Raw genomic sequence first — 13,990 nt, forward strand, 5'->3', positions numbered from 1 at the left:
GAACCGGAAACCGCGGCCATGCTGTGATCAGCCCACCCGAACCAGGGATGAAAAAGGCTCAATGATGCCTTGTCGCGCTGCCTGACGACACAGACGGCCATCACCTACAGCTACCACCGATTACGAGACAGGGCCGCGCCCTCCACATGACTCCACGGGTTGCGCCACGGACCCCTCCGTCTAACAAATGATCTTACGAGCGGGTGGATCCCTGGTGCTAACGACTTTATGAAGGGACTGGTCAGGGCTACAATCCGAGGTCCCTGGAGATGATCATTTTCATGATTTCGTTACTGCCGGCCCAAATGGATCATGGCCTTTTTAGGCTACACGAGAATCCATGAAACAGCAGGTCGAAAGCATGGGAATTGTTGCCCAGTGGAGTCCATACCACTGCTATGGTCTCGCGTGCTCTAACAAATGATCTTACGAGAAGACTACTGCGCGACAGCGACGGCTGCGCAGCTATTGTCGCCCACCTCTCGCGACCAACCACCGTAACGGTCACACAGTGTAAGCAATAAAGACGCCTGAGAGAACGTCCCACAACCTCGGCCAGGTCTCCATTGTGGCCAGCAGAGAAGCCGAACTCGACCTGGGCCATCCACCAGCGATGCCGCCACAGCATCCACTACGACCTCGTCATGCAGGAAGATCCCACCGAGCCCCTCGACCAGCGACCGCTGCTTGACGAACCCCATTGAGACGCCCCTCGTAGCTGGGTATCCCCCTTAATTGCGGCCAGCCGTCAGCACAGGTGCGCCGGGACACCGACAGCGAAGCGCTGTTTAGAATTGTGTCGCAGTGTTCACTACCGCAGACCTTCGCAATCCGTCAGCAGAAATCCCGATTACTCCAGTGAGAATTGCTCCGCATAGATTCGCGGAATAAACGTTAGCGCCGGCCAGGTTCGCTTCAACTAGGTTCGCCTCGACCAGACAGGCGACGCCTAGGTTGGCATCGACCAGTACAGCACGGGCGAGAATGGCACGGCTTAGGTTAGCGTCGCCCGGGTCTGTTTAGCGAATGGTGGGACAGGTTGTTGTTGCTGTTCAGTGATGGTTGCGGGTGAGGCGGCCGTCGAAGGCGAGGTCGAAGGCGCCCAGGGCGGCTTTCCAGCGCCGTCCCCAGCGGGCCTGGCCCGTGCCGGTCGGGTCCAGGCTCATCAGGGCGAGATAGACGCATTTGAGTGCGGCTTGCTCGTTGGGGAAGTGCCCTCGCGCCCGGACGGCCCTGCGGATTCGGGCGTTGACCGATTCGATGGCGTTCGTCGAGCAGATGACCTTCCGGATTTCGACGTCGAAGGCGAGGAACGGCACGAATTCGGACCAGGCGTTGTCCCACAAACGCACGATTGCCGGGTAGCGACCGCCCCAGGTTTCGGCGACTTCGCACCAGCGCTCGAGTGCGGCGGCTTCGGTCGGGGCGGTGTAGACGGGCCGCAGGGCTTCGGCGAGCTTGGGCCAGTGCTGGCGGGGCACGTACCGGAACGTGTTGCGCAGCAGGTGAACGATGCAGACCTGCACGACGGTCTGCGGCCAGGTGCCGTTGATCGCCTCGGGCAGGCCTTTCAGCCCGTCGCAGACGGCCATGAGCACGTCACCGACGCCGCGGTTCTTCAACTCGGTCAGGACGTGCGCCCGGAATTTGGCGCCTTCGCCTCCGTCGCCGGCCCAGATTCCGAGAATGTCCCGGAATCCGTCGGCGGTGACCCCGATGACGAGGTAGATGGGCCGGTTCGCGACTTTGCCGTCCCGGATCTTCACGTGGATCGCGTCGATGAACAGAACGGCGTAAACCGGGTCGAGGGGCCGGTTCTGCCATTCGGTCATGCCTTCAAGAACACGGTCGGTGATCGTCGTGATGGTCGCTTTCGACACTTCCGTCCCATAGATCTCGGCGAGATGAGCGGAGATTTCTCCGTGGGTGAGGCCTTTGGCCGAAAGGGACAGGACCATGTCGTCGACCCCGCCCAGACGCCGCTGCCGCTTGCGGACGATCTTCGGCTCGAACGAGGCGTCGCGGTCCCGCGGCACCTGGATTTCTACCGGTCCGACGTCGGTGACGACCGTTTTGGGCCGGGCTCCGTTGCGGTGGTTGACCGTTTCGCCCGGGTCGGTGATCTCGCCGTGGCCGCGGCCGAGATGGGCGTCCATCTCGCCCTGCAACGCGGTCTCCAGCACGAGCTTCACCAGCCCGGCCAGCATCCCGCCGGGCCCGACGAGCTCCCGGCCTTCGGCTTGCGCCGCCTCGACCAGCCGGCCCACCAGCGCCCGCTGCTCATCCTGCTTCTTCTGCTTGTCCTGCCGTGAACCGGACAGACCGGCCTCCACGATCTCGGGGGAATCCTCGCTCACAGTGTCTCCTCAGATTCTCTGAGTCACACCCTTCGCGGAACAGTCCCTTGTTGCGCGCGGGCCTGCGCGGTCTGGCCGGCACCAGTAGCGTTCTGGCGTGACCATGGAGGCTGAGCCCGCCAACGGCGGCGCGGTGCGTTTATCGGTGGAACTGCGCGTCGCGCTGCGCGCGCTAGGTCCCGCTAGTGAGCGCGTGGCGAACATGCTGGACTCCGCCGCAATCCTGCTCACGTTACCGGAGCTGCTCCCAGGAAGCAGCGAGATTGTCCAGGCCTGTGCACGCAGTGCAGTCGACAGCATTCTGAAGCTGGCTAGTGGCGCGTCACGCAACCTTGCTGGGGTAACTGGTCCAGGAGCGGATCGGGGAGCTGGCGGCGAAGCTGGTCTTGGGCCGGGCGTGCTGGTTGTGCCAGCGGATGTAGGCGGCGATGGCGGTGTTCTGCTCTTCCTGGGTGCGGTGGTCGGTGCCGTTGAGGGCGAAGTAGCGCAGGGGCGGCGAATTCGGATTCGATCCAGTTGAGCCACGATCCGTAGGTCGGCAGGAACACCAGGTCGACGTCATGTGCCCATGCCCTGACCTCGGGGTGCTTGTGCGGCGAGTAGTTGTCGCAGATCACGTGCAGGTGCTCGCCCGGCCATCGTGCGCGCAGGCTCTTGAGGAAGGACAGGAACTCCCGCCACCGCTTCCGGTGCCGGATCCGGTAGTAGATCTTGCCGGTGGCCAGGTCGAGTGCACCGAGCATGTGCCGGACTCCGTCGTTGCGGTTGAACGTGGCCCGCAGCCTGGCAGGGTGCCCGCTCGGCCGCCAGGTCTTGCCCTTGCGCGGCTGGAGGTTGAGGGGGCCGAACTCGTCGACGCAGATCACCCGCCCGCCCTCGGGAAGGGTGTCGTAGAGGGCGAGAACTGCGTGCATCTTGGCGATGAAGTCCGGATCATTCGAGCTCTTCCACGTGGTCGTGGTCTGCCACGACACCCCGCCGGTCTTCAGGATCTGCGCCAGATGCGTGCGGCTGAGCGAGGTGACCAGGCCGACGTTCTCCAGGTGGGCGGCGAGCTTGGCCAGGCTCCAGGTCGAGAACGCGGTGATGCCCCACTCGGCGGGGGTCGTCCGGGCGATCAGGCAGATGCGCTCACGCACCCACTCACCGATCCTCCGCGGACGGCCCCCGCTCCATTTTGGGTCCAAAGCGTCGAACCCCCGCCCATTGAACGCATGGATGACGGTCCGCACGTAGTCGTCGCTGACCTGCATCAACGACCGGATCGCCGACGCCGACTGGCGCTGGGCGGACATCAGCACCACGATCGCCCGCCGCAGCTTCACCGGATCCTTCGCCCGCCGGGTGATGCCCTGGAGCTTCCGGCCTTCCTCCATCGACAACGCCCGCACGAACACCTCGGGTTTGCGTGCCACGACCACCTCCCAGAACGAGCCTGGGACAAGGCTGCCGGGCCTACCCGCCTAGATCAAATAGCCCAGGAACGTTCAGGGACGAGCCACTAGGTTGCCATGGCGAAACTGGAGACATTCAAGACCTGCGAGCGGCACCGCTGACCCAGTGCGCTATTCGTCGGCGGCGAACGGCATGGACCGGCCGAACGCGCAGTCCAGAGCGAATTGGGAGTAGGACCACGCGTTGCAGAGCGCGAGGCTCGCGTCCATGTTCTGGTAACTCCAGGTTCCGGGCCTGGTCTGGTCCTTAATGATCTGGTTGTTCTGCCAGTGGGCGCCTTCATGTACCAAGACCTCGGCCTGCTTAAACGGTCCGAGGCCTGCGTATATCGGCTTGAAAAATATTCCGTCGGGCCACAATGGTCCAGGCTTTGGTTCCTGCTTGGAGCGCTCGCCCCGCAGGGTGAAGGCAATCGTGTCCGAATCAAACCAATCTACCTGCGGGTCGCGGAAAATCGCGTTCGCGTTCGCGTCCGCGAGTGTGTTTTCGGCGCCCCGGTATATGGAGTCGATCGATTCCAGAAAGCTCCGGAGAGTAGTGATCTCCGGGAACAGATCGAACGTGCTGCCGATGGGCATAACCGGTTGTTTGAAGTGGAACCAGACCTTATCGAAGTTACGCAGCACCTTGGGGGGAATCGGCAGGCTTTTGACCCGGAATTCGATCAGCTCGCGGAGCACGGCGCGGGTCTGCGTAACGATAGACCTGGCGCGCGGCAACCCGTCGATGGCTGCATCTCGTGACGACATGAGGACCTCCGTGGAGCCGGGTGGACTCAGGTGTTGGCTTCGTTCTTGCTCCCGCAGTAGTCCCACGGGGCGGTCTCCGCGATCGTCGACTGTTTCTGCGCTAGTTCGGCGTCGAGCGCTGCCACTGTCCGTTTCCCTACGATGTTGTCGGGGCTGGCCTGCCCAGGCCCGAGGATGGTTCGGGCCGTCTTGAAGGCGAGTACTGCGGCTGCGGTCGAAGCTCCATAGTTCTGGGCGTCGATCTCAGCGGGGTCGATCGCGAGTCCATCGGTCATCAGCAACGCGAGCTGGATCTTGGCGACATGGGAGCCGGACGACCCTGTCGTCACATGGTCGCTGTCCTGGACGAGGCACGCGTTAAGGCGCGCGTCGTCCATGAAGAGCGGGGACTGCAGTGGCACGGCGCCTCCTAGGAGTAGTTGTCGAAAGACTTAATACTTTGGCCCAGGCTACGTGACTCAATGTCCCGCCGCCGAATGTATGATTTTCCCTCTCTGGCATGGAAACGGGACCCTCGAGCGACCTGTTACTATTTAAAGCTATCGCGAAGATGGCGTTGCACAAGGGTGTTCCTCCTCTGGCTCCAATCCATACCAATGTGAAAGTAAAAAATTATTATCCGACTTGATCCGCTTGGGTCATGCTTTAATTGAATACATTGTGGGTATTCGATGATACCCCCCTCACCCTCCGGCACCTCCCCTATATCCGGGTCGCCCATGAATTGTATAATATTTTGGCTAGGTCTATTTTTGTCAGCAAGTTGCTTGGGTATTCGTCGATCTAAGTGGTCGGTCGATGGGATGAATGGTGATTGCGCCTGGCGATCGCTGGGATCCATCGGGAAGGACGATGGGGAGTTCGGATGGCCATGAACGTGCTGGATTTTCTGGGAAAGCTGCTGCCCGGTTTCGGCAGGATTGTCTTTCCTGAGGAGATCAGGCAGTTGCTCGGTCATCTGTCGCCGGATGTCGATCTTCCCTCGAAGCCGGTGACCGTGCCGGTGTCGGGGCGGGTGCAGGTGATGGGGGATGACTCTGCGGGCGGGTTCGCGCAGTTGCAGATCGATCCGCTCGGGCCGGAGATCCCGTTCACGCTCCGGCTGACCGGGCCGGAGGCCGCGCCGACCGGGTTTCAGTTCGACATCGAACCGGCGTCGGGGCTGCTGAAGCTTCCTTCGGCGTGTGTGCCTGCGGCGGTCAAGACGGACTCGCAAGGCAAGCGGGCCCTCACCGCTATCCCCGGCGGCGGGCGCGTCGTCCTCACCCTTAATGGTGCGGATCCGCTGGCGATCCGGGTCGAGGGGTCCATCGACAGCCCGGCGCGGCAGGGCATCGTCGCGCTCGACGCCGCAGACCAAGGCGTGCTGACCGTCGGCACGGCTCCTGACGCGTTCCTGCTGGGCGGGCAGGGCTTCGGCATCCGCCTTTCCGGCGGGCTGACCGTCGATTCCTCGGAGACGCACGCGCCTGTTCCGGCCCCTGCGCACACCACGGCGCCCGCCCATGTCACGGCGCCGGGCTGGAAGGGGGTCGCGATCCGTGATGCGGAACTCTTCTTGCCGGAGACAACTCCGCTGATCGGCGCGGGCCCGATCCCCGTCGACTTCTATCTCGGGACTCCGAACGGCCTCTATGGCAGGACCGAGGTCAGCGTTCCCGCGTCGCAATCCCGCCCTGCCTTCGACGCCACGGTCATCTGGGACGATCCGGGCGCCGTCTCGCTCGGCTCGGCACTCCCAACATCGATCGAAGTGCGGACCACCTGGAACCCGACGACGGTGGACGGCCCCAAGAAGGTCGGTGCCATCGAGGTTCTCGGCGGCCGTCCGCTCCGTGTGACCGGGCGGTTCGCCCGCAAGCCCGGGACCGGGGACTTCGACTTCGGTCTCGTCGTCGAGGCCGGTGGGGACGAGGGTCTGCTTGCGGTGAAAGGCGAGGGTCTCGCGGGCAAGGTCGTGGTCACCGCCGCGGCGCTCGCGACCGCGTTCATCGCTGACGCCGACCCGCCCACGCCGGACCAGACTGAGTACGACGGTTTCGGAGCGACCCTGCACATGCTTCTCGTCGCGGCGTCCGGGATCAGCGCGTTCCTAGAGGACGGGCAGGCCGTCGTGCACGCGGTGGAGCTGGACGCGGGCCTCGGCTCAGCAGGCACCAAGCTGACTTTGAGGGTCGACTACAGCGTCGACGTTCAGATCACGAAGATCGATTTCGGCTTCGGGCACATCGGGATGGCGGACGGCGTTCCAATGCGCCTGCGGTATCGCAATGTGCGGCTGCTCGTCGACTTCAGCCAGTCCGGCATGGACCGTTTCCATCTCTCCTTCGGCGAGGCCGACGTCGAGGTCGAGGACCCCGGAGGCTGGCAGGTCCACTCTCCCACGTCGGTGCCGGACCTGTTCGACGTGCTGGGCAGCCGCTCGGGCCACGGCTCCCAGTGGTTCGAGATCGATCTGCGGTTCGCGCTTGACCTCGGCCCGGTGAAGGTCAGCGGCGCGACGATCCGCGTCACGCTCGATGTGGACGGCGGCGCCCTCAATCCGGAACTGCGGGGGCTTGACGCCTCCATCGATATGCCCGGGCTGGTCGAGGGCAGGGGCAAGGCGTCCCTTGGCGAATCCGGGCTCGACCTCGCGCTGGCCGCTGAGATCGTGCCACTGAACGTCGGCGCGCGAGCCTCCCTCAGCTACAAGGATTGCCCCGACGGTCCGCGCAAGCTCGTCTTCTCACTGGCGGCCGACCTGCCCGGGGCGATCCCCCTCGCGAACAGCGGCCTCGGCCTCTACGGGCTCGGAGGCATCTTCGGAGTCAACGCGGCGCTACCCTTCCCGGAGCCAGGCAAGGACCCGGTCAAGGCCCAGCTCGACCTAGATCCGTTCGACACCGCGAGGTACGAATGCGCGGACGGGAGCGTCTTCGGCCTCGGGATCGCCATCGGTACTCTGCCGGACCTGGGGTTCACCTTCAGCGCCAAGGGAGTCGCGGTCATCGCCCTGCCCGACATCGCTGTCAGGGCGAGCCTGCAAGGACGCGTGCTGGCCGACCGGGTCAAGATGACCGAAAAGCTGGAGTCGTCTGAGGCAGGTGGCAGCTTTCTCGGCGCGCTCACCGTCAGTGACAGTGGTGTGATGATCGCGGCGCGGGCGGGCTATACGGTGCCGGTCCTGTTCACGTTCGAGGCGCCCTTCGCTGCTTCGTTTCCCAGCGTCGGCGAGGACTGGTATGTCCGGTTGGGCTCTGATGGTCAGCCTGGTCGAGGGCCTGGTCCCATTAGGGCGACGGTTCTCCCGGACCTGCTGGGTATCGAGGCCTGGGCGTTCATGATGGCTGAAGGCAACGGCATCACCGCGCTCGGCGGAAAGCCGGAACTCTCCACAGGACGGGGTTTCGCGCTCGGTTTCGGCGCGGGCTTCAGTAACCAGTTCGGTGTGCCGCCCATCTACGCCAAGGTGAGTGCCAGAGCCTTGATGCCGCTCGGTACCAACCCGCTCACGCTTGGCGGAAACGGCGATCTTTGCGGCAGGCTGCATCTCGGCCCGGTCTCCATTGGCGTGGGCGCCGTCATCGATTTCCTCGTCGCCGAGTCCCTGGGCGAAAAGTGGGCGCGTTTTGAGGTCAGTGGCGAGGTCGACCTCTTCTTCTTCAGTCTCAAGGGCTCGGTCACCATCGAGATCGGCGAGAAGCCCGAGAAGGAGACGATCCCCGACCCTACGGAGTGGCCGCTCAAATCGGTGGCCCTCTCCGACCACAGCTACACCAAGCTCGGCGACGCCGTCCTCGCCCCGTCGCGTCCGCCGCTGGCGGACCTGTCGGCCGTGTGGCCCGACGCCATCGCGCTCCTTCAGTTCGCCTCCGGCCCGGCGAACGGTCTCGCCTCCGGGCCGTTTGCCGCACGGCTGGCCTGGGCAGAGGCGGTCATCGGTGACGGAGTCGTCGGCAACGACCGTCTCAGCTACACCTACACGCTGGATTCGCTCGACCTCATCGAGGTGGATCCGAAGACCGGCGCCGAAACCCCCTTGGGGGGCCCCTTCGACGCCTCCTGGCAGGTGCCCAGGGAGGGCCGTCACAGTGTGCACGGGGCACAGGAACTCGCGCTCCTGAACTGGCATCCGGCAATGTGGACCCGCAGGCTCACCGACGGCGCAGCCGGCTCCCCGCACGACCCCGTTCCCGAGCTCACGAACCGGTGCAACGCTCAGTACACCGCAGAGGCCGGCTGGGCGCTGGGCGGTGCCGGCCGCCGCGCACCGGGCGGCCCGTGGGTGCTCCCCCCGGAGCCCGCATCCAGCGCCTTCACATCGTCCTTCACGGTGGAGGTCGCAGCGGAATGGTGGGGGATGCCATTCGACGAGAGGACGGCGGGATTCCTCCCCTACATGTTCCCCGTCCGGTTCGGCGCGCCCGTGGCGTTCAGCGAGCCGCTCAGCGGATTCGGGCGTGCCTTCGCCGGGGCTTTCGCCCTGCCGCATATGACGGGCCTGGCACGTGACACCGACTGGAAACGCTTCAAGCTGCAGGCGGCGGGCCATGCGATGACGGACGAGCCCTCCTCCGAGCCCATTTGGGTGTTGCTCACCTTCTCCGAGCCGCTGTTCGAACCAAGCCTCGCCCTGCGCTTGCCGTCCGTCATGGAGGGACTCGCGCAGCAGGTCCTGGCCGCCTACGTGGTCGGAGAGGAATCCACGGTCCCCTTCCCCTTCACGGGCGAAAGGCCCGCTGCGGGGGACTCCGTCATCTGGCAGTACGAGATGAGCGGAGGAGGCCCCTTCACCGCCGTCATCGTCGGGTACGTGGCCGCGGTCGCCGTCGACGTGCTCGGTGTCCGCGGCGTCACCGCGACGGCGCTGGCGGCCGCAGAGAACGCCACCAAGGCCGCCGCGCAGCAAGGCGAGCAATTCACCGAGAAGACGACGTACACAGCCCGGCCGATGCTGACCCCGGGCAGGGTGTACCGCATCGACGTCGGCATGTCCGCCCTGGGGCAGCGTGAGGGGAAGAAGAGCGATAAGCCCGCCACGCGGAAGGACTCGTACTGGTTCCGCACCGTGGACATGCCCCGCCCTGCTCCCAGCGGCGGCAAACAGTACCTGCAGAACACCGACCACGACACCGCTCTCACGCAGTACTCGCTGTACACCGCCGCTCCCTCCGTTTTCCAGGTGAAGGACACCTTCGACCCGGTCTACCTGGAGCGCTACGTCTTGTCCTGGTGCCCTGCCGACCAGTCCGGCCACTGGTTCCTCGACGACGCGGTCGGCGTCCATCTCCTGGTCGACCACGTGGTCGACCTCGCCCACGTCTATCGCCACGGCACGGTCGTCCGGGTGCGCCGCATCGACCCGACCAAGGGGAATCCCGACCCGTTCGAGGTACAGGAGTTCCCGGCCATCACGTGCAAGGCCATCGTCTCGAACCTTCAGCCCCGCGCCGACCTGCGGATCTCCGCAGAGGCGAGTATGCCGGGGGCGTGTCCGTTCCCTCGACCGGGAGGAAACCTCGGTGGCCGCCCGCGCTTGCGGCCACGCTGCGATTACGAATTGTCCCTGGACTTCCCCATGTTCGACGGCAAGGGCGGCCTCCTTGAGGATGGCCCGAGGATCCGCGGTGGTGTCTTCGGCACCTCCCGGTACGCGAACCCGGGGGCGCTGCTGGGCGATCTCGGCTTCGTCCCTACGGGTTCCCCCGGTGGCGGAACGGCTGGTGGCCTGCCGGTCGACCGGATCCCGGTGACGGCCGGGGACTCGGTGTCCGACGGAGCCGTCGAAGCCGCGCTCTCCCGGCTCGGCCTCGGCCGCCTGGGCACGGCCCGCAACGCGCGGACGGTCGCGCTGTGGACGGACGCGGGCGGGCCGTGGGCGCTGCACGGGGTGCTGCTGGAGGCGCCTGAGCCGGTGCACCGTCCTGACACCCTCGGCATCGAGAATTTCGCTGGCCGGATGCGCCTGACCGGGCTGTCGTGCGGCGGCGTGACCTTCGAAACGGTGCTCCGCTCCACGTCGGGGGACCGGCTGCTTTTCCTGACAGGGGCCCCTTTCGTTCCCGCGGCTCCGCTCACGCTCGCGGTCACCCTTCAGGACATCCCCCTGGAGACCGTGACGGTTCCGGTCGACGGGGTCCTGCGGTGCCCGGTCGGACCTGTCCCCGCCTTTGCCGAGGAGATGCCATGACATTCACGATCGCCTCCCCCGCGCTGTTCCGCGCGAGCGCTCTCGCCGCCGCCGCCGACGGCCCGTGGGCTACGCCGGGCTTCCATCTGCGCGTCCAGGTCAGCCCGCTGATCGGGTTCCCGCTGCATCCTTTCGCCGCGTGGCGGATCGACGCGGGCTGGGAGATCGTGGACCTGCAACTCCGGTGGCGGGACGCCGAGAACAATGCGCTCAGCATCCCGTTCGACTTGGAGAAGGTCGGCGGGTACGCCGAGGGGTTCCTGTTCGGAGTGCCTGCGAGCGATCCCTGTGTCTGGCTCGAAGCGGACGTGACCGACCGCGGGCTGCTCCTGGAACTTCTGGGCGGTGGCCAGACCGGGGACGGACCTCAGGTCGTGGCCGCCCGCAGCGCCCATCCGTACCGGTTCGGCCACACCGGAGTGCTCGGGCTGCGGGCGTCTGGAGCCGGGACGATCAGCACGGTGCGCGGCATCTTCCGACCCTCGGTCGTCCCCGATGAGGTGTTCGAGCGAGAGCCAGACCTCACCTTCGGCCTCCCACTTGGCCCCGGTCCGTGGTGGGATGACCCCTGGCAGGGAGACCCGATGGGCGCGGCCAAGGAACGGGTCCGGCTCGGCGCGCCGGTGCGGCTGGCACCGCCGGACAACCCAGGTGGAGCGCTCCCGAACGACACCGACCCCGACATGGAGACGAGGCGGATCATCGAGTCGATCGCTCCCGAGTACATCGCACCGTGGCTCGAGCGCGGCTGGGGGAACCGGAGCATCGCCCCCGTCCACGCCTCCTTCGTCCACGAGGAGGGCACAACTCCTGCCGGCAAACCGGTGAAGGCGGTCGCCCCGGTGACCGGGTCGCTGCTGACCATGGCCGTCGACCCGCAGATCGCGCGTTATCTCGGCCTCGCCACCGTCATCCCTTATCAGGACACCGGTCCCGTCGCACCGGCCAATATCTGGATCATCGCCGGGGGCTGGGTGGTCCAACCGGACCTCATCGTCGGCCGACCGGTCATCCCGCACCGGCCACCGCTGACGCTCGGCCAGCTGCTGGGCAATGACATGGACACGCTCGACCGGTTCAGCCCCAACATGCAGGGGTCAATGAAGAACGTGCCCACCCGCTACCTCTTCGCCGTCGCCGTCGCCGCCGGTGAAGCGCCACCAGACCCGCCCAGCCCCTTGGACCTCGCGGCGTTCCAGCCCGGAGGCTGGAACCCCGACGGCACCTGGCGGCAGGTGATCTCCCTCGGCGCACGGCCCGCACGGGGCATGATCGGTTTCGCCCGGACGGCGCCGGATGGGCCGGTCTGCCTGCATCGCCTCGCGCCCGAACCAGGCAAAGGCCTACCCAGCCGTGCCCTGCCGCTGGTGCCCGGCGTGGTGAGCGGCAACGCCAAGATCCTGGAGGACGACGCAGTCCCCGCCGTTCCGGCCGGTGCCTCCTGGCGGGTCTGGAACGCCGACGAGTTCGGCCAGTGGTCCGGCCCCGCCACCCTCACCCTGCCGCTGCCCACCCGGCCCGCACCGCCGCCCCCGGTCCTGGAGGTGACCTTCCGTGCCCTGCCCGACGACGGCTCGAGCGGCAGCCGGGTACCCGGCGGCGTGGAGCTGCGCTGCATCGTCCCCGGCCCTAGTGGCATCGTTCCCGGAGGCCTTCCCATCGCCGAACTCCAGGTGAGCGTCGACGGGCTGCCGGTACCTCCCCGCAAGGTCGTTCCGGGAGAGACCGTCGTGCTCGCGGCCGCGCCGCGGGCCTTCGCCGTGGGCGAGCAGCGTCCGGTGCCGGTCATCGCGTTCTACAAGGACATGGCGGGGACCCCGTCGGACACGTCCCATACCGACTGCCACGTCTTCGACGCCCGGCCGCCCAGAGCGCTCCACACCGCTCAGGCGCTCGTGTGGACCGGACCCTCGGACTCGACAGGCAAGGCAGAACTCGCGCTCCGCTGGCCACCAGCGCCCGGCGCCGCGCGATACCGGATCTACCTCGGCGACGCCCGGCGCCTCGCCGGAGCCCTGCAACTCCAGAAGACCGATATAAACACCCACGTCCGAGCCAAGCAGGCACAACCGATCTACGAGGCGCGGGAGTGGCTCACCGGCAAGGGACACTTCACCTTCCTCGGAGAGACGGACGGGACCGTCAACGACGGCTTCGTCACCTTCACCACGCGAATCCCCGGCGGGCTGCGCAACGTCCAGTTCGTGCGCATCGTCCCAGCGACCCAAGGCGGCGCCGAAGCCGCCTTCCACACCTGCGGGCTCGTCCCCGTCGCCGTACCCTCCACCGAACGACCGCCACCGCCGCTGCTCGACGCGACGACCGACCCGGTCACAGGGCTCACCCTGACCATCCGCGCACACGGCCTCCGCGCGGAGGTCCTCGCAGCCTCGCCCGGCAGCCCGCCGCAATACCGGGTACGCCGCTGCCGCCCCGGCACCGATCCGCAGTACGCCGGAATCCACGCCGAAGGACAGCTGGCCCCCGGACCGGACGGATCATGGATCGCGTCGGTCCCCGTGCCCGCTGCGGACCTGCATCCCTTCGCCCGCTCCTGCTGGTACGCCGAAATCCGTTACCCGGACGAGCCCGCCCTGCCCGACGGCGTCTCAGCGCTCCCGCCGGACGGCGGAGTCGAACCAGTGTGGGGCGAGCCGGGAACACCCTGCAAACGCCTCTGGAGCGCCCCGTCACTCGCTGCCGAATCCCTGCTCATCCCACCGGAGCCCCCAGCAGCACCCACCACCCCAACCCGGACCGAGAACACCGACGGCTCGGTCACACTCACCTTCACCACCATGCCGACCACCCATCAGGCGGCAGACCCCTACCTCCTGGAAATCTACCGGGCCACACCGGACGAAACCGGACGCCGGGCGGTGCTAACCGTTCTCACCCCCGAGCTCGCCTGGACCGACCCAGCTCCAGCCCCACCGGCGGCCCGCTACGACGTGATGCTCGTCGACCCGCTCGGTCGTCGTGGTCAAGCGGCCCACGTGTAACGGGATCAGGGCGGAGGGACGAAACCATGACAGCCTTTTCCACGCTGGTTGGAGGCGGCCTGTGGGTGCCCTCGGATCGCTGTGAACAGCTCCTGTGCGACAACGGCGCCCCGCGCCGGTACGTCTCGCACCAGCGCCCGGCGTGGACGCCGACAGTCTCGCTCTCTGGCGTTCTACCGTTTGTCCATGGGCAACCACGACCCGTTGTGGGCACGGTGGGCCGCCGACGAAGCCGTGGTCCCCATTCGGGATTGA

7 protein-coding genes are annotated in these 13,990 nt (G+C 66.5%); 2 read left to right on the forward strand and 5 right to left on the reverse strand.

The genetic code is table 11. From position 1 onward, the window contains the following. Positions 1-788 precede the first annotated feature (788 nt). From ACYVOM_RS19650 to ACYVOM_RS19670, 5 genes are all read right to left on the reverse strand, one after another. Positions 789-986 carry a pentapeptide repeat-containing protein gene (locus ACYVOM_RS19650; RefSeq protein WP_460305316.1) on the reverse strand — a complete coding sequence of 66 codons (198 nt, stop codon included), beginning with the start codon at positions 984-986 and terminating at the stop codon, positions 789-791. A gap of 66 nt (positions 987-1,052) precedes the next feature. Then, entirely contained in the window at positions 1,053-2,321 is a 1,269-nt protein-coding gene (locus ACYVOM_RS19655; RefSeq protein WP_460305317.1) for an IS256 family transposase, read from the reverse strand. Positions 2,322-2,668: 347 nt separating this feature from the next. Next, positions 2,669-3,772, reverse strand: a complete 1,104-nt coding sequence (locus ACYVOM_RS19660; RefSeq protein ID WP_460304870.1) for an IS630 family transposase — start codon at positions 3,770-3,772, stop codon at positions 2,669-2,671. 150 nt (positions 3,773-3,922) lie between these two features. After that, complete coding sequence (locus ACYVOM_RS19665) at positions 3,923-4,561, reverse strand: hypothetical protein (protein WP_460304871.1); 639 nt, start codon at positions 4,559-4,561, stop codon at positions 3,923-3,925. Between the two features lie 26 nt (positions 4,562-4,587). After that, positions 4,588-4,962 (reverse strand): peptidoglycan-binding domain-containing protein, encoded by a 375-nt coding sequence (locus ACYVOM_RS19670; RefSeq protein WP_460304872.1) that lies wholly within the window; start codon positions 4,960-4,962, stop codon positions 4,588-4,590. A 464-nt stretch (positions 4,963-5,426) separates the two neighbouring features. Here ACYVOM_RS19670 and ACYVOM_RS19675 point away from each other — a divergent pair, with 464 nt between their 5' ends. Further along, complete coding sequence (locus tag ACYVOM_RS19675; RefSeq protein ID WP_460304873.1) at positions 5,427-10,733, forward strand: hypothetical protein; 5,307 nt, start codon at positions 5,427-5,429, stop codon at positions 10,731-10,733. Beyond that, positions 10,730-13,735 carry a hypothetical protein gene (locus ACYVOM_RS19680; RefSeq protein ID WP_460304874.1) on the forward strand — a complete coding sequence of 1,002 codons (3,006 nt, stop codon included), beginning with the start codon at positions 10,730-10,732 and terminating at the stop codon, positions 13,733-13,735. Before ACYVOM_RS19675 ends, ACYVOM_RS19680 begins: the two co-directional genes overlap by 4 nt. Positions 13,736-13,990: the final 255 nt, after the last annotated feature.

The sequence above is a fragment of the Actinocorallia aurea genome (assembly GCF_054783995.1).

What these genes read in the sequence shown, in the direction of transcription:
- ACYVOM_RS19680 (WP_460304874.1), top strand. Translation starts at nt 10,730, where the DNA reads ATGACATTCACGATCGCCTCCCCCGCGCTGTTCCGCGCGAGCGCTCTC.
- ACYVOM_RS19665 (WP_460304871.1), bottom strand. Translation starts at nt 4,561, where the DNA reads ATGTCGTCACGAGATGCAGCCATCGACGGGTTGCCGCGCGCCAGGTCT.
- ACYVOM_RS19675 (WP_460304873.1), top strand. Translation starts at nt 5,427, where the DNA reads ATGGCCATGAACGTGCTGGATTTTCTGGGAAAGCTGCTGCCCGGTTTC.